21 protein-coding genes are annotated in these 26,925 nt (G+C 37.5%); 11 read left to right on the top strand and 10 right to left on the bottom strand.

Annotated features, from left to right (window positions below):
- Window positions 1-15: 15 nt before the first annotated feature.
- From AB1278_RS15595 to pnuC, 5 genes are all read right to left on the bottom strand, one after another.
- Window positions 16-2,625, bottom strand: coding sequence for a TonB-dependent receptor (locus AB1278_RS15595; protein ID WP_202843899.1), 2,610 nt, complete (start codon window positions 2,623-2,625; stop codon window positions 16-18).
- Between the two features lie 134 nt (window positions 2,626-2,759).
- Entirely contained in the window at window positions 2,760-3,785 is a 1,026-nt protein-coding gene (gene mltG, locus AB1278_RS15590; RefSeq protein WP_343639904.1) for an endolytic transglycosylase MltG, read from the bottom strand.
- Window positions 3,786-3,814: 29 nt separating this feature from the next.
- Window positions 3,815-4,582, bottom strand: a complete 768-nt coding sequence (gene dapF, locus AB1278_RS15585) for a diaminopimelate epimerase (protein ID WP_343639906.1) — start codon at window positions 4,580-4,582, stop codon at window positions 3,815-3,817.
- Window positions 4,583-4,671: 89 nt separating this feature from the next.
- Window positions 4,672-5,343 carry a hypothetical protein gene (locus tag AB1278_RS15580; RefSeq protein WP_343639908.1) on the bottom strand — a complete coding sequence of 224 codons (672 nt, stop codon included), beginning with the start codon at window positions 5,341-5,343 and terminating at the stop codon, window positions 4,672-4,674.
- Window positions 5,344-5,347: 4 nt separating this feature from the next.
- Window positions 5,348-6,019, bottom strand: a complete 672-nt coding sequence (gene pnuC, locus AB1278_RS15575; protein WP_395973078.1) for a nicotinamide riboside transporter PnuC — start codon at window positions 6,017-6,019, stop codon at window positions 5,348-5,350.
- A gap of 441 nt (window positions 6,020-6,460) precedes the next feature.
- Between pnuC and AB1278_RS15570 the strand changes: the two genes are divergently transcribed.
- From AB1278_RS15570 to hemN, 3 genes are all read left to right on the top strand, one after another.
- Entirely contained in the window at window positions 6,461-7,978 is a 1,518-nt protein-coding gene (locus AB1278_RS15570) for an amino acid permease (protein WP_110011136.1), read from the top strand.
- 49 nt (window positions 7,979-8,027) lie between these two features.
- Window positions 8,028-9,041 (top strand): WD40/YVTN/BNR-like repeat-containing protein, encoded by a 1,014-nt coding sequence (locus tag AB1278_RS15565; protein ID WP_202843878.1) that lies wholly within the window; start codon window positions 8,028-8,030, stop codon window positions 9,039-9,041.
- Window positions 9,042-9,217: 176 nt separating this feature from the next.
- Complete coding sequence (gene hemN, locus AB1278_RS15560) at window positions 9,218-10,576, top strand: oxygen-independent coproporphyrinogen III oxidase (protein WP_202843877.1); 1,359 nt, start codon at window positions 9,218-9,220, stop codon at window positions 10,574-10,576.
- 297 nt (window positions 10,577-10,873) lie between these two features.
- Here the strand turns inward: hemN and AB1278_RS15555 are convergent, their stop codons facing one another.
- A complete protein-coding gene (locus AB1278_RS15555) occupies window positions 10,874-12,244 on the bottom strand; it encodes a PQQ-dependent sugar dehydrogenase (protein WP_429815516.1) in 1,371 nt (456 codons plus the stop codon).
- A gap of 216 nt (window positions 12,245-12,460) precedes the next feature.
- Between AB1278_RS15555 and secD the strand changes: the two genes are divergently transcribed.
- From secD to AB1278_RS15540, 3 genes are all read left to right on the top strand, one after another.
- Entirely contained in the window at window positions 12,461-15,370 is a 2,910-nt protein-coding gene (gene secD, locus AB1278_RS15550) for a protein translocase subunit SecD (protein ID WP_429815513.1), read from the top strand.
- A gap of 184 nt (window positions 15,371-15,554) precedes the next feature.
- Window positions 15,555-16,814 (top strand): TCR/Tet family MFS transporter, encoded by a 1,260-nt coding sequence (locus AB1278_RS15545; RefSeq protein ID WP_123277962.1) that lies wholly within the window; start codon window positions 15,555-15,557, stop codon window positions 16,812-16,814.
- A 103-nt stretch (window positions 16,815-16,917) separates the two neighbouring features.
- Window positions 16,918-17,721, top strand: a complete 804-nt coding sequence (locus AB1278_RS15540) for an arylamine N-acetyltransferase family protein (protein ID WP_429815510.1) — start codon at window positions 16,918-16,920, stop codon at window positions 17,719-17,721.
- 75 nt (window positions 17,722-17,796) lie between these two features.
- On the opposite strand, the gene AB1278_RS15535 is transcribed toward AB1278_RS15540, so the two are convergent.
- Window positions 17,797-18,744 (bottom strand): hypothetical protein, encoded by a 948-nt coding sequence (locus AB1278_RS15535; protein WP_062670738.1) that lies wholly within the window; start codon window positions 18,742-18,744, stop codon window positions 17,797-17,799.
- Between the two features lie 465 nt (window positions 18,745-19,209).
- Here AB1278_RS15535 and AB1278_RS15530 point away from each other — a divergent pair, with 465 nt between their 5' ends.
- From AB1278_RS15530 to AB1278_RS15515, 4 genes are all read left to right on the top strand, one after another.
- The gene (locus AB1278_RS15530; protein ID WP_202843864.1) at window positions 19,210-19,554 is read left to right on the top strand and encodes a Sec-independent protein translocase subunit TatA/TatB; all 345 of its coding nucleotides are present in this window, start codon (window positions 19,210-19,212) and stop codon (window positions 19,552-19,554) included.
- Between the two features lie 2 nt (window positions 19,555-19,556).
- Window positions 19,557-20,123, top strand: coding sequence for a phosphatase PAP2 family protein (locus tag AB1278_RS15525; protein WP_110011127.1), 567 nt, complete (start codon window positions 19,557-19,559; stop codon window positions 20,121-20,123).
- On the top strand, window positions 20,120-20,932 hold the full coding sequence (locus AB1278_RS15520; protein ID WP_343642108.1) for a tetratricopeptide repeat protein: 813 nt from the start codon (window positions 20,120-20,122) through the stop codon (window positions 20,930-20,932). Before AB1278_RS15525 ends, AB1278_RS15520 begins: the two co-directional genes overlap by 4 nt.
- Before the next feature lie 68 nt (window positions 20,933-21,000).
- The gene (locus tag AB1278_RS15515) at window positions 21,001-21,453 is read left to right on the top strand and encodes a tRNA (cytidine(34)-2'-O)-methyltransferase (RefSeq protein WP_202843859.1); all 453 of its coding nucleotides are present in this window, start codon (window positions 21,001-21,003) and stop codon (window positions 21,451-21,453) included.
- Between the two features lie 187 nt (window positions 21,454-21,640).
- Here AB1278_RS15515 and AB1278_RS15510 read toward each other — a convergent pair whose 3' ends face one another.
- A complete protein-coding gene (locus AB1278_RS15510; protein ID WP_429815504.1) occupies window positions 21,641-22,114 on the bottom strand; it encodes a 23S rRNA (pseudouridine(1915)-N(3))-methyltransferase RlmH in 474 nt (157 codons plus the stop codon).
- A 304-nt stretch (window positions 22,115-22,418) separates the two neighbouring features.
- Between AB1278_RS15510 and AB1278_RS15505 the strand changes: the two genes are divergently transcribed.
- Window positions 22,419-23,432 carry a YihY/virulence factor BrkB family protein gene (locus tag AB1278_RS15505; RefSeq protein WP_202843857.1) on the top strand — a complete coding sequence of 338 codons (1,014 nt, stop codon included), beginning with the start codon at window positions 22,419-22,421 and terminating at the stop codon, window positions 23,430-23,432.
- On the opposite strand, the gene nhaA is transcribed toward AB1278_RS15505, so the two are convergent.
- Window positions 23,429-24,607 carry a Na+/H+ antiporter NhaA gene (nhaA, locus tag AB1278_RS15500; protein WP_202843856.1) on the bottom strand — a complete coding sequence of 393 codons (1,179 nt, stop codon included), beginning with the start codon at window positions 24,605-24,607 and terminating at the stop codon, window positions 23,429-23,431. The genes AB1278_RS15505 and nhaA overlap by 4 nt on opposite strands.
- A 2-nt stretch (window positions 24,608-24,609) precedes the next feature.
- Complete coding sequence (locus AB1278_RS15495) at window positions 24,610-26,820, bottom strand: RelA/SpoT family protein (protein ID WP_202843854.1); 2,211 nt, start codon at window positions 26,818-26,820, stop codon at window positions 24,610-24,612.
- Window positions 26,821-26,925: the final 105 nt, after the last annotated feature.

Below are 26,925 nucleotides of genomic sequence, written 5' to 3'. Positions count from 1 at the left end.
GGGATCTTTGTTGTATTACATTGGACCGCCTTGCTGATCATCACCTGTTGCATTGGAATTGATATCCTTTTTCTTTTTAGGCTGTTCGATTTTTTCTCCCTGTTTAAATCTGTAAGTTAAGGAAATAGCAAACTGTCTTGGCTGCCACTGCATATAGTTTCTTCGTGTATAATCATCATTGAAACTGAATACTTCTCTGCTTCTTGTATTGAATATATCCTGGATATTGAAGGAAATTGTTCCGTCTCCTTTCCAGATTGTCTTGGAGGCACCAAGATTCAGAGCATACATATCCTCTGTATTCTGGCTGGCTGTTTTCTGTGCTCCTCTATAGAATCCCTGTAATTGTACACTTAAAGTTTTGTCAAGTTTAAATGTTGTATTAAGACGGGCTCTGGTAGAAAATCCGTTTCCTGTGAAATCCATACTGCGGGTTTGCTGCAGCTTATTTTTATCAATGGCATCATAATAAGCAATTCCACTTGTTTTATATCCGAACATATCCAGACTTCCCATGATTTTCAACCATGCAAATGGATCATAAGTAAAGTTCAGATCCAATCCATAACGGTCATCATTTCCTAAGTTGATTGGTTTTGTATAAAATACACCCAAGCTCTCATCAGGTCTGTATACCAGCATTTTGGTATCATCAGTGGCGTGTCTGTAGTATAGGGTAGGATTAACCGTAAATTTTTTTCTGGTAATATTATATCCTACTTCAAATGAATCTACGTACGATGGATTCAGGTCTATGTTTCCTTCAAAAATATTCTGGCTGTTGCTGTAATTCGGGAAAGGAACCATAAAGAATGACCTTGGTCTGTCTATTCTACGGGAATAATTAAGCAAAATCTGATTATTTTTAGATACGTCATAGCTTAAGAATACACTTGGAAATAAATTGTTGTAGTTCTTTGTTTTATTTAATTGCGGATCATTAGGATTTTGATTGATGTAATTGATCTTTACATTGGAAAGTTCATCTCTTAAGCCTAGCTGATAAGCAAATTTTTCACCGATTTTACTCTTAAATTGCAGATAGAAAGCATTGAATACTTCTTTATAATCTGTATTGTTATTGTAGCTTGGAATAAAAGGATTGTTGGAAGTACTGCTTACAAAATTATCGTAAGTATTATCATTCACATCCAATCTGTATCCTGCTTCAAGCCTGGATTGTTCTCCTATTGGCAGCTCATAGTCAGCTTTACCAATGATTGTTTTACTTAGTGAATATCTTCTGGTAATATCCTGTACATCAGGACGAAGGTCGTATGTTTCCAGAATATCCGCATTATTGTTACTTCTGTTTCTTTGCAGACTTAATGATACGGATAAATTTTGCCCGTTATCATCAAATTTGTGATCTAATCCCAGATCTCCCTGGAAAGCAAGGTTATTGAAGACGCTTTTAGAATCTCTCCTTCCATACGGATTTAATAAATTCCATTTTCCTGCTGTAGTACTTGGATCCGGTGAATCTCTGAAAAACCTGTAAAAACTGTCATACGTATCAAGAAGTTCATTTCCGTCTCCTTCAAATGTTCTTACCAATCCCGTAAAATTGATTGAAGTCTTATCAGATAAATCATAGACAAAACCTGCACTTACATTATAATTTTTATTATACGTTTTATTCTCGGAGTTTTGCAATTGATGTTCAAGAACATCATTAGGCTGCTGGAAAGGAATCACATTGGGAAATGTGAGATTGTGATAGGTTGTTTCCGAATTATTCTTCGTCTTGTTTTCCGTGTAACCGCCGCCACCATTCAGGAACCAGGTCCAGTTGTTTTTTCTCCAGCTAAGGTTCGTATTAAGGGATGTTCTTGGAAAATATCCCAGTGACCCTACCACACTACCATTAAATCCTACCTTTTTGTTCTTTTTAAGGATGATATTCAGGATACCGGATGTTCCGCTTGCTTCAAATTTAGAAGAAGGATTGGTAATTACTTCGATTCTTTCAATCTGGTCAGCCGGAATACTCTGCAATGCATTAGCGCCGTCATCTATCCCAAGAAGGGCAGAAGGCTTTCCATTGATCAGAAACTTTACATTGGTACTTCCTCTCATCGAAACTGTTCCGTCCGTATCCACAGATACTGAAGGAACATTGGTTAAAACATCCTGAAGATTTCCTCCTTTGCTCACAATGTCCTGTGAAGGATCATATGTTTTCTTGTCAAGCTCTACTTTATAAGGTTTTGCTGCTGAAGCAGTAATAACAACACCCTGAATTTCTTTTGTTTTGCCATCAACCGTAGAAGAGGGCTCTGCTTCAATAGATAATGCACCGATATTACCTGCTGTTGCAATATTTTTGCTGACTACACTTTTTTTGTAATCAATAGCTTCTACTGTAATTTCGTAATCGCCGGGCATAAGTTGCAGCTGATACTGTCCTTTTTCATCAGTCAGTACGGCATCACTTAATGTTTTGTTGGCCTTATTGCTGAAAGTTACAGAAGCGTAAGGAACCGGTTGATTTTTTTTGTTGACAATGATTCCTGAAATTCCAGCCTTCTCCTGTGCAAAAGCCATCGCTGCTGCTGAAAGTACTAATGTAAGTCCTAAAGTTTTTCTGGTGAAAATAGTGACAATTTCTGTCTTATTCTTCATAGGTTATTTTTTTGTATAAGATCGTGAAAGAATAACCCTTAATATTTTGAATATCCATATCAATTTGATAGCCAAAACATTATGGTTGTTTGTTGTTTTCTAACTGTATAAGTTTCCTGGTGCTTTTTCTAAGCTTATTTTATATTTTTCGAGTTAAGCCAATCCTGATAAGCCTTCGCATTTACAGCATGTTCTTCTGCACTTGCCGTAAACTTGTGGTATCCGAATCTTGCCGGATCAGCACACATAAATATATAATTGTTGTTTTCAGCATTTAAAACAGCATCTATTGAGTTTTTATCCACTACACAGATGGGGCCCGGAGGAATACCTGCATTGGCATAAGTGTTATAAGGTGAAGGTGTCGATAAATGCTTATATAATACTCTTTTTATAGGTTCTTTAAAATTGGTCTGTTTATTAATCGCATAGATTACCGTAGGATCGGACTGAAGCTTCATTCCTTTTCTGTAACGGTTTAAATATAATCCTGCAATGGTTTTCATTTCATCCTTTTTCCCTCCTGATTCTTTATAAACAATGGAAGCTAAAGCATAGATCTGATCTCTTGTAAGACCGGACTGCTGCTCCTTGTTCTTTCTTTCACTCGTCCAGAAATCATTATACTGATTTTCGAACTTCGCAAAAAATTCTCTCGGACTTACCGTCCAGAAAAAATTATAAGTATCAATGAAAAAATATTTTTTTAAATCTTCAACATTTTTATATCCTTTCTCCTGTGCCACGGCATCCAGATCATTCACAAAATGTAATGAATCGATTTCCGTTTTTTTGGTCACCTTACCAATCATCTGATACATATCTCCAAAATCCCCGATTCTGTAAGAGTTGGCTGTCTGGTTACCTGCTTTGATCATATTGACAAGGTCTTTGTTGCCTGTTCCGCTCTGGATGTGATAACGTCCTGCTTTAAAATTGGTATCGAGACCTTTTTCTTTAGCCACAGCTTCAAAAGATTCCCTGTCTTTAATATAAGGAGCAATAGAATCCAGGATCTGTTTAAAACCTGCTCTATGAGGAATCAGAACATAACCATCTTTTTCTACGTTGTTTCCTAAATATTTATTATAAAATCTCAAACCAAAAAATCCTGCCACTACAAAAACCAGCAGAATGATAATGAGAATAGCTTTTTTCATTCTTAAATGTTGATTAAAAGTTTTTTGTTTTAAAGAAGATCTGTTTTACCCCTAAAAACTTGCTTTGCAGGACCTTCCAGCCAAATATTCTGGAATGTATCACCGCTTTTTTCAGCATATACCTTAAGGTTTCCGCCTAAAGTTTTAACTTTTACAGAGGTTAGATTATGTTTTTGCAGAAAAGTTAAAGCGGAAGCTGTAACTCCTGTTCCACAACTGTAAGTTTCGTCCTCAACGCCTCGTTCATAGGTTCTTACAAAAATTTCATTATCTGAAATTTTCTCTACAAAGTTCACATTGATTCCTTTTTCTTTATATTTTTCAGAATTTCTGATGCCATATCCTTCGTCATAAACGTCATAATCTTTCAGGTTGTCTACATATTTTACGTAGTGTGGAGATCCGGTATTCAGAACAAAGTCATTTCCGTCCTGTGAAACGGTATCTACATTAATCATTTTTAATTTAATGATTCCGTTATGGATTTCAGCTTCATGTTCACCATCTGTCGCAATGAACTTGCATTTGTCTTCAAAGATGTCAAGGAAAAAAGCAAAAGCGACAAGGCATCTTCCTCCGTTTCCACACATCGTACTTTCTCCGCCATCAGAATTGTAGTACACCATTTTGAAGTCATAATGAGGATCGTTTTCCAATAGAATAAGACCGTCAGCACCTATTCCGAAACGTCTGTCGCATAATTTTTCAATACTGTCTTTATCTTTGGTAAACTGCAGATCCCGGTTATCTACCATTACAAAATCATTCCCTGTTCCCTGATATTTATAAAATTCCATATTTTTTTGTTAAATGAAGAAGCAAAATTACTATATTTAAAATAAAAAACGAACAGTGTTAGCTGTTCGTTTTCTTATTTATAATCGTTTTATCTAAAGCCGCCTCCGCCGCTCTGCTGTCTGTTTGAACTGCTGCTTTGGCTGCCTGAACTATTCCTGAATCCACCGCCGGAAGATTCTGATCTTCCGCTGTTACCATTGGAATTTCTGAAGCCGCTGTTATTCTGGTTTCTCTGGCTGTTCTGATTACCATTGTTCTGGTTTCTGAATCCGCTGTTACCATTGGAATTCCTGAACCCGCTGTTATTTTGGTTACCCTGATTGTTTTGATTACCATTATTCTGGTTTCTGAATCCGCTGTTGCTGTTGGAGTTTCTGTTGTTATTAAACCCTCCGTTATTGTTGTATGAACCATTACTGTTCGTTGTACGCGTATTCTGGAATCCGTTTTCAGGTCTCGAAGATGAAGAAGATCTTCTTTCTACGTATACTTTTCTTCTGGAGTTATTATAGCTATCATAGTAATAAGGAATGCCATTATCATAGTAATAATTAATATTGTTTCTATAATAGTAGCCGTCATTACCCCAATATCCGCCACTTCCGTAATATCCTGACGGAGCATAGTAATATCCGTTGTTATAATACGGATCTCCATACCCATAGCTTCCGTTGCTTCCGTATCCGTCGGTATATGCTAAACAAGAGGTTAAACTGGTAATAGCAAAAATACTGAATGCTATTTTAAATAAATTTTTCATGACTTTATTGTACTTTTTTTTCTTTAAAACTTTTTTTCCAATTGACGTATCCTAAGACCGCCATTATAGTAAATACCAAATATTGAACCGAAGTGATTCCAAGTCCCTTAAAAATCATCATTGGAATGCAAATCAAATCTCCGATAATCCAGAAAATCCAGCTTTCAATGCGCTGTTTGGCCATCAACCACATGCCCACTAAAAATATTGAAGTTGTAAAAACATCCATCCAGTTGGCCCAATCCAGATGATACAATCCAAAACTGGTTCCTTCCATCGAAAACTGATGATCAATATAAGGTTTATAATAATAGATAAGGGTAACAAGTGCCAGGCTCAGTATAAAAAGGATGCTGGCATAGATCCATTCCTTTCTGGTGGCCCAGCTAACATCGACGTGAATATGATCATCAGAATTTTTTGCCCATAAAATCCATCCGTAGATACTCATTACAGTATAATAAACGTTGATCAGGCAGTCTCCGAGTAAGCCGAAGTTGAAAAGAATATAAACATAGATCAGCGTAGAAACAATACCGGTAGGGTATACCCAGATATTTTTTTTAATCGAAAAATAAACACTCAGAGTTCCAAGGACGGCGCCCGACGTTTCCAGCATAATCTGTAAAGTATCATAACCTTCATAAGGCTTTATGAAAAGATCATATAAATTCATAGTATCAAAAATAAAGAAATTTTGCTTTTAAGAAGTTTCCTGTTATTTATTAATAATAAAGTTCTGGTAAAATTTCCGGCTTTTTGAAAAATCAACGGGGAAGTGATACCTAATCAGAAAATCTATTTTTTCTGATTCTAAAGCAATTGTCAGATCATCATCAAATCGCTGTAGTTTTTTAACTATAAACGTCATTATTTATCCTTACAAATATTTTTTTTATAAAACTACGGATTACGGCATATTTGTATTATTACTGACTTTCTGATTTTGTGGATCAAAATCAGAACAGGAAAACTTCATGTCTGTAGAATACTATGAATAAGGTGCTGGTCAGGTTTTTAAAGTCTTTAATGTAAAATAAATGATGAAATTTTAACGATTAACGTGAGAGTTTCTAAATTTTTTATATTTTCGTAAATCCTTAATAAATAAAAAAACATGTCGAAAATTTGGGTTAAAAAGCCACTAAGTGCCTATGAGGCAGATATGAAGAAAAGTGAGCTGAAAAAAGTCCTTGGAAAATGGAGTTTAACAGCAATTGGAGTAGGTGCTATCATCGGTGGTGGAATCTTTGTTCTTACAGGAACAGGAGCCTATTATCACGCAGGACCAGCACTTGCCATTTCCTTTATCATTGCAGGGATCGCCTGCGTTTTTGCTGCATTATGCTATGCAGAGTTTGCATCCATTATTCCTGTAGAGGGTTCAGCTTATGCTTATGCATATGGAACAGTAGGAGAAATTTTTGCATGGGCCATGGGATGGTGTCTCATCCTCGAGTACGCGATGGCGAGTATGGCCGTCTCCGTGAGTTGGTCCGGTTATTTTAATAAATTTTTGAAGATTTTTAATATTCATTTGCCTGCCTATCTGACATCAGACCCGGCAAGTTATACAGGAGATGGTTTTTCTATGAACCTGCCAGCATTTATTCTGGTTCTTTTAATTACTGCATTATTGGTAAAAGGAACTAAAGAGGCAGCAGGAGCGAATAACCTGATCGTTTTAATGAAAACTTCAGCGGTTATCTTTGTAATTATCGCCGGAGTATATATCATCTTCTCTAATACAGATCTTTATAACGCTGTAGATGGGGTTAAAAACTGGAAGCCTTTTATTCCGGATCCGATAAAGATCAAGAATTCCGAGGGCGATATGGTCTCGGCATATGGTATTAAAGGGATTATTTCCGGAGCAGCAGCTATTTTCTTTGCTTATATCGGTTTTGATGCTGTTTCTACACAGGCTGGAGAAGCTATTAACCCTAAAAAAGATGTACCTTTCGCTATCATCGCTTCACTATTGATCTGTACAGCATTGTATATCTGTGTATCTCTTGTATTGACAGGGATGATGCATTATACAGACTTTAATCCTGAAGGAAGATATCCGGATGCCATCAAAGCGCCTGTTGCGTATGCTTTTGAAATTGCAGGAAAGCACTGGGCGAGTAATATCGTAACGATTGCTGCTACTGTAGGGTTGATTTCTGTTGTAATGGTAATGATGATGGGGCAGTCCAGAATCTTCATCGGTATGGCAAAAGACGGCTTGATTCCTAAATTCTTCGGACAGCTTCACCCAAAAACAAAAACACCTTACAAAGGAATTATCCTGTTGGGAATTGTAGTAGCTTTAATCGCTGCATTTACACCAATTTCTACATTGGCAGATATGACAAGTTTCGGAACCCTGTTTGCATTTACACTGGTTTGTATCGCAGTTTGGGTGATGAGAAAGAAAGAACCTAACCTGATCAGACCTTTCAAAGTTCCTGCTTATAAAATCGTAGTGGCATTAGGAGTAATTATCAACCTATATTTGATTTTTAACTTAAGTGCCCATGCATTGGAACTTTCTGCAGTATGGTTATTCTTAGGAGGTTTGGTATACTTCCTTTACGGAAAATCAAACAGTAAGCTTAATAACCCTGAAAAATATCAGAATCAGGATTAATAATAATATAAACCGCTTCGGCGGTTTTTTTTGTCACAATACTATTTCTATGAAAAAACTTTTTTCCATTGTCCTCCTTTCCGTAGGAATTACCGCGTTTTCCCAGCAGGTGGAAAGCCTTGAAACCATTCTTAACGATAAAATCAGTATCAGGGCTCTTGAACTATATGACAACAAGGTCTGGTACAGCGGTACGGATTCCAAATTCGGGTTTGTAGATCTTAAAAACTATAAAAACCAGAAACAGATCAGGCTATCTGAAGAAAAACTTCAGTTCAGAACACTAGGACAGAATAAAACTTCTTTCTATGCAATCAATATTGAAAGTCCGGCACGTTTTTTCAAAATTGATAAAAAAGATCTGAAATCACAGGTGATTTTTAAAGATACTGCAAAAACAGCGTTTTATGATGCTTTGCATTTTGTGAATGATAAACTTGCCTATACCTTCAGTGACGCAGATAAAGATCACCTGCTGAAACTGGCAGTATATAAGGATGGGAAATGGAACATGTTTAAAAATAATGTAACGTTAAATGATGGCGAAGCTGCTTTTGCCGCCAGCAATACCAATATTTCATCCTCTAAAAAATACTTATGGATTGCGACTGGAGGAAAAGCTTCAAGAATCTTAAGAATGAACCTGAAAGATGATAAAATAGAAGTATTCAACACTCCAATCATACAAGGAGAACCTTCGCAGGGAATGTATTCCATTGATTTTTTTGAAGACCGTTTCGGAATAGCAGCAGGAGGAGATTATACCAAACAGGATGCTAATATCAATAATATCGCAACCACAACTGATGCCGGCGAGACCTGGCAGATTCAGGCTTCAGGGCAGAACGCAGGATATACAACCTGTGTGAAAATTAAACCGGGATCAAAAGGAAAAGAAATCATTGCCGTAGGAGACAAACACATCAGCTATTCTTCAGATTTTGGGAAGACCTGGAAAAAGATTTCTGATGAAAAAGGCTTCTTTGTCTGCCAATGGATTGATAGGAATAATATTGTTCTTGCAGGAAATAGCAAAATTGCCGTCATGAAATTAAAATTTTAAATAGCAGGAATAGAATTTATCACTATTGGCCAAAAGCCTGATCATACGTATTTAGACTCATTATAAAATAGAACCTAATATAATTCATAGGTTAAAATTCATAACTAATGGTTAATTTTGTAAGATGAATTTTAATTATGTTAAATTTCATACCCTTATAAAATTTAATTTTCACAATGAACTCTTTAATAGATAAGTATAATATTCCCGGACCGCGTTACACTTCTTATCCTACCGTTCCGTATTGGGATGAATCAACATTTTCACCGGAAAAATGGAAGGAAACCGTAATCAGGTCTTTTCATGAAAGCAATGCAGAGGAGGGAATTTCTATTTATATCCATTTGCCTTTCTGTGAGGCATTGTGTACATTTTGTGCATGCCATAAGCGTATCACCAAACAGCACAGTGTTGAAGTTCCTTATCTTGAAAGTGTTTTAAAAGAATGGAAATTATATCTTGATCTTTTCACTGAAAGACCTAAACTGAAAGAATTGCACCTTGGAGGAGGAACACCCACGTTCTTCTCACCTGAAAATTTAAGAACATTGCTGGAAGGTATCTTTTCATCAGTGGATATTGCAGAGCATCCTGAATTTTCTTTCGAGGGACATCCAAACAATACGACGAAGGAACATCTTCAGACTTTATACGACCTTGGTTTCAGAAGAGTGAGCTTTGGAGTTCAGGATTACGATCCTAAAGTTCAGAAAGCCATCAACAGAATCCAGCCTTTTGAAAATGTGAAAAACGTTACGGAATGGGCGAAGGAAATAGGGTACAGAGGAATCAGCCATGATCTGGTTTTCGGATTGCCACACCAGAATTGGGAAGCAATGGAACATACCATCAGAAAAACAATGGAACTGAAGCCGGACAGACTTGCATTTTATTCTTACGCACACGTTCCATGGGTGAAAGGTGTCGGACAAAGAGGATTTGATGAAAATGACCTCCCAAGTGGAGAAGAGAAGCGTCGTTTGTATGAAGATGGTAAAAAGCTGCTTCAGGATTTAGGATATATTGAGGTTGGGATGGATCACTTCTCTCTTGAGCATGATGATCTGTATCAGTCTCTTATTCATAAAAAACTTCACAGAAATTTCATGGGATATACATCAAGCAAAACCCAGCTGATGGTAGGACTTGGGATGTCTGCTATTTCAGATTCATGGTATGCTTTTGCCCAGAATGTAAAAACAGTTGAGGAATACCAGAAAATGGTTGAAGAAGGTGAAATTCCTGTTGTAAAAGGACATGTTCTGAGCGAAGAGGATCTTACAGTAAGAAGACATATTCTGAATCTGATGTGCCAGCTTGAAACCACTTTTGATATCAACAACTCTTTCCCTGAGCTTGAAAATGCACTGGAAATGCTGAAAGAAATGGAAAATGACGGTTTGGTTGAGATCAATGGAACTGAAGTTAAAATTACAGAAGCCGGAAGAGCATTCACAAGGAACGTTGCCATGGTTTTTGACCTGAGAATGATGAGAAATAAACCTGAAACCAGGATTTTCTCTATGACAATATAAGCAAAAGCGGTTCAGTTCTGAACCGCTTTTTTATTGACCTATGGCTTATTTTGAACTTGTTTAAACTTTTTTGAAACATTAAGATTGTAGTAAAGTGTTTAGAGTATTAAGATGAGCTTCGCTTTAAGCTTAAAAATCAGAATGATTTATTTTAACTTAACGATGCTTTACTCGTTAAATCCTTCTTAATGGTTTAAGAAATATCCAATGTTTTTTGCTTAGTGAAATGCCTTTGCGATCCTTTTTCACAGAATGTGAAAACCTTAGCGTTTCGTCTGCGCTTAAAACCGGCTATTACTATTTGATAATCAATTTCTGACTATATGATTTCAGTTCCCCGGATTTCAGATTAATATAATACACTCCGGCAGGAATCCCTGAAATATTAATTCCTTTGCCATTAATAATCTGATCCGTTTCCATCACTTTTCTTCCGTCTGCACTGATGATTTCCAGGGTTGCTTTTTTATCTTTCACCCCATCAATGAAAACTTCTTTGGAAGCCGGATTAGGATAAACTTTTATATTTCCAAAAGCATTATTTTCCTGGGTTCCCAAAGTACCAGCGGTTATTTTAAAAATCTTTCCACTGTTTACGGCAGCTACGTACAATCCTTTTTGGTAGTCTTCTCCGAAAGTGGAAAAGTTATTTCCGGAATAAGGAGTTGTCCATGTGATGGCATTATTGCTATCCAGAATTCCGATCTGGGTAGAACAGTAATCTGCAAAAAAATATTTTCCCTGAAGTGAAGGATACTGCGTTCCTCTGTAGACATAACCACCCGTGATGGAACATTTGCCACCGGAATGGTCGTATACGGCAACAGGGAAGGTCATGGTGGACTGTGCAGCGCATCCTGCAGGGTTGTATGTATTATTACCTTCATAGCAGCGCCAGCCGTAGTTTAAGCCACCCTGGGTAATAGGCATTTTATTGATTTCCTCTATTGCTCCCTGTCCGACATCAGCAATCATGGCGTTTCCAGTTGTAAGATCAAACGAAAACTTCCAGGCGTTTCTGAGTCCGTAAGCCCAGATCTCGTCTGCACCATCCACTCCGGCTCCTGCAAAAGGATTGTCAGGAGGAATGTTATAGGGGCCTGTAGCATCTACATCTATTCTCAGCATTTTCCCCAGCAGTGAATTTTTGTTTTGAGCATTGTTATTCGGGTCACCACCGCTTCCTCCGTCTCCGGTGATGATCCAGAGTTTTCCGTCAGGGGCAAAATGGATGCTTCCCCCATTGTGATTGTCGAATGGCTTGGGAATGTTCAGCAGAATTTTTTCAGAAGCAGGATCTGCTACGTTTGGGTCTGTAGAACTCACACTGTATCTTGCAACAATAATATTCCCAGAAGGGTTGTTGTAGTACACAAAAAAATACCCGTTAGCAGAGTATTGAGGATGAAATGCAAGACCAAGAAGGCCTCTTTCGCCGCCAAAAATGATCTTTGTTCCGATATTGAGGAAATTGGTAGCGTTAATTGTCCCGTTGGGTTGAATAATTTTAATGATACCGTTCTGTTGAACCACAAAAAGACGGCTGTCATTGGCATTCGTAATCTCTACAGGACTCGTAAGTCCTGTGGCAAATTCTTCCAAATTAATGCTTTGAGAATTGACAATTAAGGAAGAAAAAACACTGATGCAAAAAAGTAATTTTTTCATAATATTTTGAGAGTTAGTGTGTTGGAAAAGTAAATGAAAATTTTATACCAATCGATTTTGAAGACTTCATTATGATCGTATGAAAAAATTGTTAAATCTTAAATAGAAATCACCACACCAATATATCTGGAAATAAACCATTTCTGTTGTTAAAAATTCATAAAATACAAGAAAATCATTATATTTGCCGACTTAATTTAACGTAGTTATAACAAAATGCAAGGAAAAGGACTTATTACAATTGTCGCTATTGTACTAGGGTTGATTTGCTTAAACGAGCTATTACCAACATGGTACGCCAGCAAAATTGAAAAGCAGGCGACTGCTTTTGCAGGAGACAATCCGGAGAAGTATCAGAAAGAAATCGCAAGACTTTCTAAGGATACTTTGAACTTAGGATTCACAAAACTTTATTACACTAAAGCCAAAGACAAGGAAATGAAACTTGGTCTTGACCTGAAAGGAGGGATCAACGTTCTTTTGGAAATCAACCAAAGAGATCTTGTGAATGATTTAACCAATTATTCTACAAATCCTGTTCTTATTGAGGCTTTAAACAAAACTGATGAAGCACAGAAGAATTCTACCAAACCTTACATCGACAACTTCTTCGAGCAGTTCGATGTAATTAACAAAGCTAAAGGTACCAACCTGAAGTTGGCTGATCCGGAAATTTTCGGAAATACAACGCTTACTGAAGTGAAGTACAACACGCCTGATGATCAGGTAAAAAGCATTGTTAAAAGAAAAATCGATGCATCTGTAGGAACTGCTTTCGAGGTAATCAGAACGAGAATTGACAAGCTTGGAGCGATCCAGCCAAACGTTCAGAGAGTACCTGGTACTGCGAGAATTTCTGTAGAAATGCCTGGTATGAAGGACATCGATAAAGTGAAGAAAATGCTTCAGACTTCTGCAAAACTTCAGTTCTGGGAAGTACAGCAGGTTCCTGAAATTGCGCCTTATTTCCAGACTTTGACAACTATGGTTGCTGCAAAAGGAGATTCTATGGGAGTTGCAAAGAATGTGAACTTCATGAGCCTTTTACAGCTTGACAAATTAAGAACGAATGGTGTTGCCAACGTAAAATTATCCGATACTGCTGTTGTAAACAAAATCTTAAACAGCAAAGTAGGTCAGTCTTTACGTCCGGCTAACATTAAATATACACAGTTCATGTGGGGTTACAAGCCTGAAGCTACCGATACTGAAAGTTTAGTATTGTATGCGATCAGAGGTAACATCAACCAAAAAGCTCCGGTAGACGGTGCTGTTGAAACTGCAAACATCGGCTACGATGAACTAAGCAGAGTAGTGGTAGATATGCAGATGGACTCTAAAGGAGCTAAAGAATGGAAAACATTAACCGAGAAAAACGTTGGAAAACCAGTTGCTGTAACTCTTGATAACAGAGTATACACAGCTCCTAACGTTGTTAATGCTATCCCTAACGGTAGAACCCAGATCTCCGGTAACTTCTCTCAGGAAGAAGCTAAAGAACTGGTAGACGTGTTAGGTGCCGGTAAATTGCCTGCAGGTGCAAAAGTAGTTCAGGCTACCGTTGTAGGTCCATCTTTAGGACAAGAGGCTATTGATTCTGGTTTAATGTCGTTTATCATTGCATTTGCTATTATCATTGTTTATATCATTTTCTACTACGGTGGAGCTGGTGTATACGCGGTAATTGCGATGGTGATCAACTTATTCTATATTTTCGGTATTATGGATTCGGGTGACTTTACCCTTACGCTTCCAGGTATCGCGGGTATCGTTCTTACCATGGCAGTAGCGGTGGATACGAACGTTATCATTTATGAAAGAACTAAAGAAGAATTATTCGCTGGGAAAAGTATTCTTGAAGCTTACAAAGATGGTTTCAAACATGCATTAAACGCGATTATTGACGGTCACACTACGACTTTCCTAACGGCAGTTGTATTGTTCTTCTTCGGAACAGGGCCTATTAAAGGTTTTGCATTGACGTTAATGATCGGTATCTTAATGACATTATTCACGTCTGTATTGCTTTCAAGAGTAATGATCTTCTCAAGATTAAATAAAGGAAAAGGACTTTCTGTATGGACTCCGGCAACGAAGAACCTGTTCAGAAATACCTGGATCGATTTCATCGGAAAGAGAAAATATGCTTACATCGTTTCTGCTGTTCTTACAGTTGTATGTATTATTTCTATCGCAACACACGGTTTCAAATACGGTATCGACTTTACCGGTGGTAGAAACTATGTCGTTAGATTTGATAAAGATGTAAAAGCTGAAGATGTTGAAGAAAAATTAGTAGCATTATTCAAAACTGAAGACGGTAAGAACTCTTCTGTAGAAGCTAAAACTTTCGGAAACAACAAACAATTAAAGATCTCTACAGATTACCTTATCGAAGATGAATCTTTAAAAGCTGACCAGATTATCGAACAGAAATTATTTGAAGGTTTAAAATCAAACTTACCGGCAGGAACGACATTGAAAGATTTCAAATCTGCTGATAAAGACCACGCAGGAATCATTTCTTCTGAGAAAGTAGGACCTTCTGTTGCTGATGATATCCAGACTCACGGTATCTATGCGGTATTAGCTGCATTAGCAATGATCTTCATCTATATTCTTGTAAGATTTAGAAAATGGCAGTTCTCTCTTGGAGCAGTTGCTGCTCTATTCCACGATGCGGTAATTATTTTAGGAGCATATTCATTGCTTCACAAATATATGCCGTTCAACATGGAGATCAATCAGGACTTCATTGCTGCGATTCTTACTGTGTTAGGATATTCAATTAACGATACGGTAATTATCTTCGACAGAATCAGAGAATACCTGAGAGAGAAAAAATCTTTAACATTGGCAGGTCTGTTTGATGACTCTATTTCAAGTACATTGGGTAGAACGTTCAACACCTCATTCACTACGATTCTGGTGATCCTTGCGATCTTCATTTTCGGTGGAGATAACTTGAGAGGATTCATGTTTGCGATGTTAATCGGTATTGGATTCGGTACTTACTCATCCATCTTTATTGCGTCTGCAATTGCTTACGACTTCCTTAAAACAGGAAAAGAAGAAGAGGTACATGGAAAATCCACTTCTGCTAAAGAAGAGCTTGCTTCAAAGTAATACAAACTACAATAAATTAGTAAGGGCCGTTTCGAAAGAGACGGCCTTTTTTTAAGTCAAAGTCAGAAAACAATGGTTACCTATCATGATCATGTTGGCTTTACCTTTTTTTAATAATCATATTAACTATTCATATCATAATTTAGAATCATTATTTTTCAGATTTGATTAATTTTGCACCATCATGGAAAATTCAAAGAAAAAAGCGGCTATAGGCTTCATATTTATTACTTTACTGATCGATATTACGGGATGGGGGATCATCATTCCTGTTGTTCCCAAATTAATTGAGGAACTTATTCACGCAGATATCAGTGAGGCAGCAAAATATGGAGGCTGGCTGGGATTTGCCTATGCATTTACCCAATTTATATTCTCTCCGTTAGTAGGAAACCTCAGTGACAAATACGGAAGAAGACCCATCATTCTGATTTCTCTTTTCGGATTTGCAATCGATTATATTTTCCTTGCGCTGGCTCCAACGATCTGGTGGCTGTTTTTAGGAAGGATCATTGCAGGGATTACAGGAGCAAGTGTCACTACCGCCAGTGCCTATATTGCTGATATTTCCACGGATGAAGACAGGGCTAAGAATTTCGGACTGATAGGTGCTGCTTTTGGGCTCGGATTTATCATAGGACCTGTTCTGGGTGGAGTTCTAGGACATTATGGAGCCAGAGTTCCTTTCTATGCCGCAGCAGGTCTGTGTCTGCTTAACTTCTTGTATGGATATTTCATCCTTCCTGAAAGTTTGGATAAAGATAAAAGAAGAGAATTTGATTGGAAACGTGCCAATCCAATAGGCTCATTTAAATTTCTGGGGAAACATCCTGAAATTTCAGGTTTGATTGTTTCGTTGATATTGATCTATATTGCAGGCCATGCGGTACAGAGTAACTGGAGCTTCTTTACGATGTATAAGTTCAGCTGGACAGAAAGAATGGTAGGAATCTCATTGGGAGTAGTAGGTTTGCTGGTAGGTCTTGTACAGGGCGGGCTTATCAGATATACAACGCCCAGGCTGGGAGAGCAGAAAAGTATTTATTACGGATTGGCTTTCTATGCTGTAGGAATGCTGTTGTTTGCCTTTGCTTCAGAAGGCTGGATGATGTTTGTGTTTCTGGTTCCTTACTGTTTAGGAGGAATTTGCGGACCGGCTTTACAGTCTGTCATCACGAAAAGTGTTCCTTCCAATGAACAGGGAGAGCTTCAGGGAGCATTAACGAGTTTAATGAGTGCTACATCCATTATAGGACCTCCGATGATGACTAATTTATTTTACTATTTCACGCATGATGAAGCACCGTTCAAATTTTCAGGGGCACCTTTCTTTTTAGCATTTATTTTAATGGCGGTCAGTGTGGTAATTACTTATTCTGCTTTTCAGAAAAAAAATAAAAATTTAGTTGATATCACCTCTGAAAAAGATTTTCACAAGCCATAGATTTGTTCTATTGATGAGATATAGGTGATTTTGAGTTACATCTTTCAATAAATTTACAGGAGTGAATAGTTTTGCTCATTGCTGAAACAGGAAAAACAAAATTATGAATATAGAAGACCTGGAAAAGTATTTTGAACGGATTCATTTCTTCGGAACTCCGGAATTGAGTATGGAAACACTGAAAAGGATCCATCAGCTTCATCCGAAACATATACCCTTTGAGAATATTGACCCTTATACGGGGACGGTTCCTTCTTTAAAGTTAGATGATGTTTTCAGAAAACTGGTGATCGAATCCAGAGGCGGATATTGCTATGAACAAAACCTGCTTTTAAGTAAAGTTTTAAAAACATTAGGTTTCAATGTAAAGCTTCAGCTTGGAAGGGTAGTGTGGGGAAGGCAGGAAGACAGTATTGCGGCGCAGACTCATCTCTTGCTTATTGTGGATTTTGATGGTGATCAATATATAGTGGATTGCGGATTTGGAACAGCTACGCTTACTTCACCCATACTTTTAAATAAAGAAGATCAGCAGAAAACGCCCAACGGAATATTTAAAATCTCGCGCAGGCAAGAAACCTACACACTCTGGATGTGGAAAGAGCAGTGGCTTCCGGTGTACCGGTTTATTCCTGAGCATGTAGAACTTATTGATCTGGATATTTCCAACTGGTATCTGTCTACCCATCCGGATTCCCATTTTAAAAACAGACTGATTCTTTCAAAAGTAGATGAAAATGCCCGCTATACCTATACGGATCATGTACTGAATATACGCTCCGGCGATGGTGAAAAAGAAGCTGTAGCGATAGAAAATGATGTACAGCTTTATGAAATACTGATGAATACTTTCGGCCTTAAAGAAAATGCAATAGAAGCACTAAAGTCAAAAGTCAGAATCTGGTAAGACTTATAAAATATAATAAACGGGAAGCTCAGTGAGCTTCCCGTTTTGATTAAAATCTGATTTTTATGAAAATAACTATGGATAAAGGGATTTTGTCCCGTTACTTACAATATTGCTGCCTAATCCGGAGAATGATACAGAGAAATTAGTGGAGTTAAAGCTTAAAGAACCTGTTGGTGTACAAAGCCCCAGTGCATAGCGACATTGCCCGTAAGCTCCTGTCTTTTTGGTTATTTTACTTTCGCTTTTTGCTTTCCCTAAGCTTATATAGCCCCAATCACTTACATCTGCATTGGAAACGGTGGATCCTGAATAGTAAATGGTAATCTTATATCCGGCTTCACCTCGTTTAGAACCCCAAAGCCAATTGGCTGTCCACCACTGTTTATACCATGTAGAAGCTACTTTTGAAGCTTCTCTGTCAGATGTTTCTGAATTTCCTCGGGTATCCATCATCACAAGTCCTCCGAAGATATTGTCCCAGATAATCCCTGAATCTCCATAAAAACATAAGGTGGTAAATTTTCCGTTTTTGCCGTTCCATGTTACTTCCATAACCTGGGTGCCCGCTTTTACTTCTCCGGTGATGGCTTCTTTTAATCCTTGTTGGGCGATTGTTAAATCCTCACCATGATATAAATCTCCAATTTTTCCGATTTTTACAGAGGATGGATCCAAAATATTTCCGGAAGCAATGAACTGATCTTTATCCGTAATCAGTTTTTTAGACAGTTCTACCCCTTGTTGGGTTGAAATTTTTCCCAATACAGCCACTCCCACAATCTGTAAATCATTTTTTAAATACGTTTCAAGATTTTTGGTGGATTCATTCAGTTGAAGCTGTACTGCTTCAGGAATAAGTTGAGAAGACGAAGGAGTAATTTCTTTTTTCAGCTCATCGATGGTTGTCTTAGCCTGAACAGCTTCCTGTTGGTTCATTTCATTGTTTTCATTCTGGCAGCTGTAGAGTGCCATTACCGATAATACGGCGAAAACTTTAAAAGTAGTCACTAGTTTTTTCATAATGAATATTGATTTGGTTGTGTATTATAAATATACATAATTATTACTTAATTCTCTATGTTTTGAATTAAATATTTGTTAATTAATAAGTGGAGGTTGCAGGTGCTAGGTTGCAGATGTTAGGTAGCAGGGATTAGGAGGCTAAGTTTGAGAGTGGGAGAGTTTGAGAGTGTTTAAAGTTTAAGGTTTAAAGTTTAAAGTTTAAAGTTGTGGTTAAGCAGTAACAAAAAAGAACCGGTAACAAAAAACTAAAATCCCGAAACTAAAAAACGAGCAACGAAACAACCAGCAACAAAATAACCCTGTAACCCGTAAAATGCAGTCGGCAACTTTAAACCTTAAACCTTGAACCTTGAACCTTGAACCTTGAACTTTGAATCCTGAACTTCATTATAAAATCTTAAAATTTGTTTAAATTTTTAGTTTACAGTCCATAAATGCAATAATCTTTCGTAATTTTACGCCATGGAATTAAGCATTGGAGAAATGGCACTCATTGCCATTGCAATCGTTGTATTATTCGGTCCGGATAAGCTGCCCCAGATTGCGCGTGACTTAGGTGCAGGCGTTAGAAAGATGCGTGGAGCAGTGGAAGATATTAAAACTGAAATTATGAAAGAAACAGATAACCCTGTTTCTGAAATCAAACGTGAGATTGAGAAGGTAAAAGATGCTGCAAAGGATTTCAATCCGATGAATGATATTCAAAAAAATATTCTGACGGAACCTTCTTCTTCTGTTGCTTCCAATGAGCCTCCAAAACCGAAGCCTGCAGATGATGAGACTTATGAAGGACCTGTAAGCAGATAATCATGGAGGAAATCATTCAGGAAGATAAGAAGGTATTTCTTTACCTTAATAATTTGGGGGATTCATCTTTTGATCAGTTTTGGATGCTGATTTCAAGTACCTGGATCTGGGTACCTCTCTATATTATATTTCTTTATTTTTTATACAAAAACCATCAACTAAGATCATTAGTTTTTATCCTTATATTTCTGGCCATCGGTGCGACGGTTTCTGATCAGCTGGCCAGTGTTTTCAAATATGGTGTAGCAAGGTTGAGACCCTGTCATGACCCTACACTGGAACATCATATGAGAATCGTGAAATGCGGTGGGCAATATGGTTTTTATTCTGCTCATGCTTCCAATACATTCTTTTTGGCATCCTTTTTAAGTATTTTATTAAAAAATAAGCTTAAATGGTTTCCATATGCTATATTTGTATGGGCTCTGGTGGTTTCCTACAGCCGGATATATTTAGGAGTGCATTTCCCGATAGATATTTTGGTGGGGGCGTTTGTTGGATCTTTATTGGGAGTGATATTTGGTGCACTCGCCAAAAAAGTGATCAACAAACAAACTATAAACTCATGAAAAAAACTTTACTGGTAGTAACTTCCCTCTGTTTATCCCTTAATTTCTATGCCCAGAATAAAAAACTGGCTGAAGAATGTTTCCAAAAAGCTGATTATAAATGTGCAGAAGAACAGTATTTAAAACTGGCAGAAAAAGAACAGATCCAAAAATTTCAATCTGAATATTACAATTACCTCGGAACAGCTCAGAGAAGACTTGGAAAAACGACTCAGGCTTTTAAGTCTTATGATTCTGCTTTAAAAGCAAACCCTATGTCTATTTCTGTATATGTGAATCTGTCATCGCTTTACAGCCAGAAAGGAAACAAAGTAAAGGCATTGGAATATGTAGAGAAAGGACTCAAAGTAAATCCTGAAACAGCTGATTTGTATCTTACCCGTTCCAAAATATACGACAACCAGGGAAAAAAAGACCTTGCCATCAAAGACCTTAATCAGATTCTCACTTTTGCTCCGGATAACATTTTTGCAAAAACAGGGCTTGCCAATCTGAAAAAAAATAGTGGTGACCTGGATGGAGCGTTGAAAGATTATAATCAACTTCTTGCTGAAAAACCGGAATCATTACTTTATAACGGAAGATCAGACGTATATTTTAAAATGAAAAAATATAAGGAAGCGCTGGCAGATGCTAATAAAGCAATTTCCATAGATCCGAAATTTGCCCAGTCTTATGTAAGCAAAGCCATGATTCTGATGGACACTTCCAAACTTAAGGAAGCCTGTGAAAACCTGGATAAAGCAGTGGCTTTAGGCTATGAAAAAGCCATCCTCAGTGATTCTTATGCTAAATGTGTAAAGAAATAAATTTAAAAAAATACTCTGCCAAATCATTAAATAAATCCACACTAAAACAAATAAAGAGATAGAAAGAGATGTTAAATATTGTTCTTGTAGAGCCCGAAATACCCAATAATACAGGAAATATCGGAAGATTGTGTGTAGGAACTGAAAGCAGATTACACCTTGTTCATCCGTTTGGATTTGTAATTAATGATAAAAACCTGAAGCGTTCCGGATTGGACTATTGGGTGCATCTGGATGTTTCTGAATATGCAGATGTGGATGAATGGATCAGTACAATCCCTGACAGATCAAGGGTTTTTCTAATGAGCTCCCATGCCGAAAAATCATATCTTGAAACTGATTTTCAGGATGGAGACTGGCTGGTTTTCGGAAAGGAGAGTGTAGGATTGAGTAAAGAGGTTCTGGACCGTTTTGAAAATCATCTGACCATTCCTATGTCAAAACTCATCAGGAGCTTTAATATTGCCAATTCCGTTGCTTTTGTGGTGGGTGAAGCCAAGAGGCAGATCAGTCTGAAATAAAAAAGAGGTTGTTTCAGAAATGTCATTCTGAACACAGACTGAAAGTCTGCGAACGTAGTTCAGAAATGTAATAAAGAATCTCATGTTTCAGTTTGTCAATGAGATTCTTCCTTCGTCAGAAATCGAAGATTCGACGTAGTCAATGACAAAAAACAATTATTTGACTTTTGAGATAATACCTTTTGTTTTAATCGTTATGATAAGGTTTGCCCTGCAAAATCTGGTCAGCGCGGTAAAGCTGTTCTACAATAAACAGACGGATCATCTGATGGGTAAAAGTCATTTTGGATAAAGACATTTTTTCATTGGCTCTGCTGTAGATTTCTTCGGCGAAGCCATAAGCGCCTCCGATCAGAATATGTACTTTCTTGACAGAAGAATTCATCCAGGTGTCAATTTTCTGTGAAAACTCGCGGCTGGTAAACTGTTTTCCTTTTTCATCAAGAATTACCACCAGATCGTTTTTGTCAATATGGTTTAAGAATAATTTGGCTTCTTCCTTTTTAAGAAGGTCTGGGGATAGGTTTTTGGCATTTTTCACATCCAGAATTTCTGTAATTTCAAAATTCCAGTGTTTGGGTAAACGGTTGAGATAATAATTGATTAAAGAGGTAATTTCCTTATCATCTGTTTTTCCGATACAAAGTAAGCTGATTCGCATTGTAAGAAGTTTCAGAGGGCAAAGATAGGGTTTCCCGGTTAATTTGTTGCCGGTTTTTGGGTTGCAGTTTCGGGATTCAAGGTTATTTGCTTCGGGTTTCGGGATTCGAGTTGTAGGTTATATTAGTTGCGGGTTATCATGAACCTTTGACTCTCAACGTTAAACTCTCAAATTCTCCCACTCTCAAATCCCTAATCCCTAATGCCTGATCCCTAAAACCTGCCACCTGCTACCTAATATCTGCCACCTATCTTTTCCCCATTTAATTTAATTCCCCTACCTTTGTATAAAGACAAACAGATCGATGAGTGTAAAGGTTCCTAAATTTATTTTAAAGATTCAAGATTTTTTTGACAGCATCCATATTCCTGTTTTGGGAATATCACTTTGGCAGATGTTTCAGATTTATATCTCCGGGATTTTTAAAGGCAAAATAGGGAGAAAAGCGGCTGCTATTTCGTGGAGTTTTACCATAAGTCTGTTTCCGTTTATTCTGTTTTTGCTTTCTGTACTGCCTCATATGCCGCTGTATGATGAGCTTCAGTTCTATATTTTTGATGTGCTGATGCATAATGTTTTTCCATCCAACATGGAAGGAGATGTAAAAGGATACATTGTAAGCAATATCATACCAAATATGAAAGGAATCAGTAACCTGACCATTCTTCTGGCTCTTGTTTTTGCAACGAACGGTACATTTTCCCTGATCAACGGATTTAATGAAAATACAGATGAAAAATTAAGTGACGTAAAAGAGTTTATTCTTTCGTTTTTTATCACGATAGGCTTTATTACCATCGTTTTTTTAACACTGTTTGGAGTGTATTACGCAGAGGTTGTAATGAAGCTTTTTACGCCGGCTTATGATGTAACGTGGCTTGTAGACAACCTTTCCAAAATTATCGGGTTTGTTTCTTTTCCGCTTTTTTATTTTATACTTCTGACCTTATTTTACTGGTTGGGTACCGTGAAGATTACAAGGTTCCGACAAGCGGTTCCGGGAGCTATTCTGACTACAGTATTATTTGTGGTTACAACGTATATTTTTGCGATTTATGTAAAGGATATCGCCCGGTATAATGTTCTTTACGGATCCATTGGCAGTATGATTCTACTGATGGTTTGGGTAAATGTAAATGTATATCTCCTTTTATTCGGAAATGAGCTGAATATGGCGATCCGAAAACTCAGAATAGAAAAGCTGCTGTCTGATGAGATTAAGAAAGAAGCCTCAGAATATCATGCACAGATTACTGAACCGGACTTTGATAGTGATGAGGAACACAAAAGAAAATTGGAGAACCGGAAGGAAGATTAATTCTCTTCCAGTTCAGGGTTTTCTTTTGAACTTAGACTAAGTATGATAAATCCGGCAATGGCGGCGATAAAGGACGCAATCAGAATTGCAAACTTCGCTTCATCCTGAATCGGAATTTCTTCTTTGAAAGAAAGCAATGCAATAAAAATAGACATAGTAAACCCGATTCCGGCCAGCAATCCTACACCAATCATCTGAAGCCAGTTGCTGTTTTGAGGCAGTGAACTGAGCTTTAATTTAATAGCAATCAATGAAAACAGATTGATCCCAATCAGTTTACCCAATACCAATCCACAGATAATTCCCAATCCTAATGTGCTTGTAACTCCTGCCACCATTTCACTGGAAAAAGTGATATTGGTATTCGTTAAAGCAAATATCGGCATGATCAGAAAACTTACCGGAATATGAAGCTGATGCTCCAGTTTTTCCAGAGGTGAAATTTCTACATTCGAAGCATTGGTAGGAATGGAGAACGCCAGCAAAACACCTGCTATGGTTGCATGAATTCCGGAATGATGAAGGAAATACCATAAAAACAGTCCCGGGATGATGTACAATATTGTTTTAGTTACTTTTAAAAAGTTTAAAATAAAAAGTAAGGCTGTTACCCCAAAAGATAGCAGGAGATAGCTCCAGTGAATTTGCTCTGTATAGAAAATAGCAATCACGAGGATCGCTCCCAGATCATCTACAATAGCTAATGCCGCTAAAAATATCTTAATAGAGTTGGGAATTTTTTTACCCAACATCGAAATGATAGCCAGAGAAAAGGCAATATCGGTTGCCATAGGAATTCCCCAGCCATTGCTGTATTCCGTTCCTGTATTGAAAATGCTGTAGATAACAGCGGGAATAAGCATTCCGCCTACGGCTGCAAAAATAGGAAGGGAGGCATTTTTAAAAGAAGAAAGCTCACCTTCTACCAATTCCCGTTTTATTTCAAGGCCAACCAGAAGGAAGAAAACTGCCATTAATCCGTCATTGATCCAGATGCTGACAGGATATTCCAACCCAAAAAGATGAGTGCCCACTTCCTGGTCTAAAAAATGCTGAAAGTTTTCTGCAGCAGACGAATTGGCAATAAGCAATGAAATAAGCACACAGAAAATAAGAATAATTCCTGAGGACTGACTGTTGTTGAAAAATTTTTTAAAATAAAGAGATAAATTCATGTTTACGATTGTACCCGTCTCACTCTGGAAACACCATTAATATTTTTAAGTTTTCTAAAGGTCTCTTCTAACTGACCTTTATTTTTGACTTCGAGGTTGATATTTCCCGTGAAAACACCATTGTTGGATTCAATAGACATACTTTTCATATCCATCCCCATACTTCCGCTGATGACAGTGGTGATATCATTAATCATCCCCATTCTGTCCAGCCCTTCAATTTCAATTTTTACTCTGTTTTTGAAGCTTTCCGCATTCACCCACTTGGCAGGAATAACACGGTAATCATACTGAGCTCTCAGATTGATGGCATTCGGGCAGTTGTCACTATGCACTTTGATTCCGTCTGAAATCGTGATGAATCCGAAGATTTTGTCTCCCGGAATTACGGTACAGCATTTTGCATACGTGTAGTTAAGTTTCTCTTCGTCCTTCCCAAACACAATCATATCAAGGTTTTCCTCTTTCGGATCGTCAAAATGCAGATTTTTGTTGGGCGATTTTCTGAATCTTGAAAGTAAGTTGTTGAATACGTTTTTACTTTCTATATATTTTCTCAGGCTGCTTACATCCAGTTCATTACTTTGGAATTTAAGGAAGAGCTCCTGAGATGATTTTAAATTAAAGAACTTTTGCAGTTTATTAATTTCTTCATCATTAAAATTGATTTTGGCATGACGAAGTTTTCTCTGCAGAATTTCTTTTCCTTCTTCCACCAATTGGTTTTTCTGAGAGTTCAGATAACTTTTAATCTTGGATTTGGCCTTAGATGTCACAACAAATTCCAGCCAGTCCGATTTAGGTTTCTGGTTCTGAGAAGACAGGATGTCTACCTGATCTCCGTTTTGAAGGATGTAGGAAATAGGAACCAGTTTTCCATTGATCTTGGCACCTAAGCATTTCATTCCCAGATCGGAGTGAACAGAGAAGGCAAAATCCAGAGCGGTAGCATTAGTCGGAAGGATTTTAATTTCTCCTTTTGGCGTAAAGACAAATACTTCTTTGGAATATAAGTTAAGCTTAATGTTATCCAGAAGCTCCGAGGTGGAAAGATTCTGCTGCTGTTCCAGTACTTCACGGATCTCAGTTACCCATTTTTCAAAATTTCTGTCATCAGAACTCTGTTTGTAACCTTCTTTGTATTTATAGTGTGCAGCAACCCCTTTCTCAGCAATTTCATCCATTCTTTCGGAACGGATCTGTACTTCAATCCACTTTTTATCAGGACCTAAAACCGTTAAATGTAAACTTTCGTATCCTGTAGAGCGGGGCTGGGTAATCCAGTCACGCATTCTGGATGGGTTACTGTGGTATACATCCGTAACAATAGAGTAAATTTTCCAGGCCAGGAATTTTTCATTTTTCGCATCCGATTTATAAATAATTCTGATGGCGTAGTTGTCAAAAACCTCTTCAAAGGAAACTCCCTGTTTCAGCATTTTTCTGTAGATGGAAGAAATAGCTTTCGCGCGGCCTTTGATTTTAAAATTTAAGCCTTCTTCATGAAGTCTTTCGGATACTTCCTTCTTAAATTCTTCAATATACCTTTCACGGCTTTCCTTGGCCAGTTCCAATTTCTCCGTGATCTCGTTATAGACTTCCGGATTATTATACTTTAAAGAAAGATCTTCAAGCTCAGATTTGATATTATACAATCCAAGACGGTGAGCCATGGGAGCATAGATATACACTGTTTCCGAAGCAATTTTTTTCTGCTTATCCGGAGCCATGCTTTCCAGAGTCCTCATATTATGGAGACGGTCTGCAATTTTAATCAGAATCACTCTGAAATCCTCAGATAATGTCAGTAAGAGTTTTCTGTAGTTTTCAGACTGCACAGAGATATTCTGGTGGTTCATGATGGAAATTTTCGTCAGTCCATTCACGATATTGGCAATCTTCTCACCAAAGATTTTTTTCAGATCTTCGTAGGTATAATCAGAATCTTCAATCACATCGTGCAGAAGTGCACAGGCAATAGAAGTAGCACCCAGACCAATCTCTGTTGCTACAATTTTAGCAACAGCAATAGGGTGGTAGATGTAAGGTTCTCCGGATTTTCTCCTTTGATCCTTGTGAGCATCCAGCGCGATATCGAATGCCTTTCGGATGAGCTTGTTATTTTCCTCATCCAATGTTCTGTATGTATTAGAGATCAGGTCCTTATATCTGGCAAGTATCTCTTTATTCTCTTGTTCTAAATCGTAGCTCATTTGTGCACATGCCTATAATTAGACGAAAATACGAAATTTTTTACTTTTTTCAAACATAAAAGATCCGCAGTATAACACTACGGATCTCCGGCTATTAGATTTTAT

The sequence above is a fragment of the Chryseobacterium sp. NRRL B-14798 genome, assembly GCF_050470705.1.
Taxonomy (GTDB): Bacteria; Bacteroidota; Bacteroidia; order Flavobacteriales; family Weeksellaceae; genus Chryseobacterium; species Chryseobacterium cupriresistens.
Note: the sequence above shows the minus strand (reverse complement) of the source record. Positions and strands in the feature narration are given on the sequence as shown.

Bases quoted from the DNA above. Each gene is read 5' to 3' on its own strand.
- AB1278_RS15595 (WP_202843899.1), bottom strand. From the start codon at position 2,625: ATGAAGAATAAGACAGAAATTGTCACTATTTTCACCAGAAAAACTTTA.
- mltG (WP_343639904.1), bottom strand. From the start codon at position 3,785: ATGAAAAAAGCTATTCTCATTATCATTCTGCTGGTTTTTGTAGTGGCA.
- dapF (WP_343639906.1), bottom strand. From the start codon at position 4,582: ATGGAATTTTATAAATATCAGGGAACAGGGAATGATTTTGTAATGGTA.
- AB1278_RS15580 (WP_343639908.1), bottom strand. From the start codon at position 5,343: ATGAAAAATTTATTTAAAATAGCATTCAGTATTTTTGCTATTACCAGT.
- pnuC (WP_395973078.1), bottom strand. From the start codon at position 6,019: ATGAATTTATATGATCTTTTCATAAAGCCTTATGAAGGTTATGATACT.
- AB1278_RS15570 (WP_110011136.1), top strand. From the start codon at position 6,461: ATGTCGAAAATTTGGGTTAAAAAGCCACTAAGTGCCTATGAGGCAGAT.
- AB1278_RS15565 (WP_202843878.1), top strand. From the start codon at position 8,028: ATGAAAAAACTTTTTTCCATTGTCCTCCTTTCCGTAGGAATTACCGCG.
- hemN (WP_202843877.1), top strand. From the start codon at position 9,218: ATGAACTCTTTAATAGATAAGTATAATATTCCCGGACCGCGTTACACT.
- AB1278_RS15555 (WP_429815516.1), bottom strand. From the start codon at position 12,244: ATGAAAAAATTACTTTTTTGCATCAGTGTTTTTTCTTCCTTAATTGTC.
- secD (WP_429815513.1), top strand. From the start codon at position 12,461: ATGCAAGGAAAAGGACTTATTACAATTGTCGCTATTGTACTAGGGTTG.
- AB1278_RS15545 (WP_123277962.1), top strand. From the start codon at position 15,555: ATGGAAAATTCAAAGAAAAAAGCGGCTATAGGCTTCATATTTATTACT.
- AB1278_RS15540 (WP_429815510.1), top strand. From the start codon at position 16,918: ATGAATATAGAAGACCTGGAAAAGTATTTTGAACGGATTCATTTCTTC.
- AB1278_RS15535 (WP_062670738.1), bottom strand. From the start codon at position 18,744: ATGAAAAAACTAGTGACTACTTTTAAAGTTTTCGCCGTATTATCGGTA.
- AB1278_RS15530 (WP_202843864.1), top strand. From the start codon at position 19,210: ATGGAATTAAGCATTGGAGAAATGGCACTCATTGCCATTGCAATCGTT.
- AB1278_RS15525 (WP_110011127.1), top strand. From the start codon at position 19,557: ATGGAGGAAATCATTCAGGAAGATAAGAAGGTATTTCTTTACCTTAAT.
- AB1278_RS15520 (WP_343642108.1), top strand. From the start codon at position 20,120: ATGAAAAAAACTTTACTGGTAGTAACTTCCCTCTGTTTATCCCTTAAT.
- AB1278_RS15515 (WP_202843859.1), top strand. From the start codon at position 21,001: ATGTTAAATATTGTTCTTGTAGAGCCCGAAATACCCAATAATACAGGA.
- AB1278_RS15510 (WP_429815504.1), bottom strand. From the start codon at position 22,114: ATGCGAATCAGCTTACTTTGTATCGGAAAAACAGATGATAAGGAAATT.
- AB1278_RS15505 (WP_202843857.1), top strand. From the start codon at position 22,419: ATGAGTGTAAAGGTTCCTAAATTTATTTTAAAGATTCAAGATTTTTTT.
- nhaA (WP_202843856.1), bottom strand. From the start codon at position 24,607: ATGAATTTATCTCTTTATTTTAAAAAATTTTTCAACAACAGTCAGTCC.
- AB1278_RS15495 (WP_202843854.1), bottom strand. From the start codon at position 26,820: ATGAGCTACGATTTAGAACAAGAGAATAAAGAGATACTTGCCAGATAT.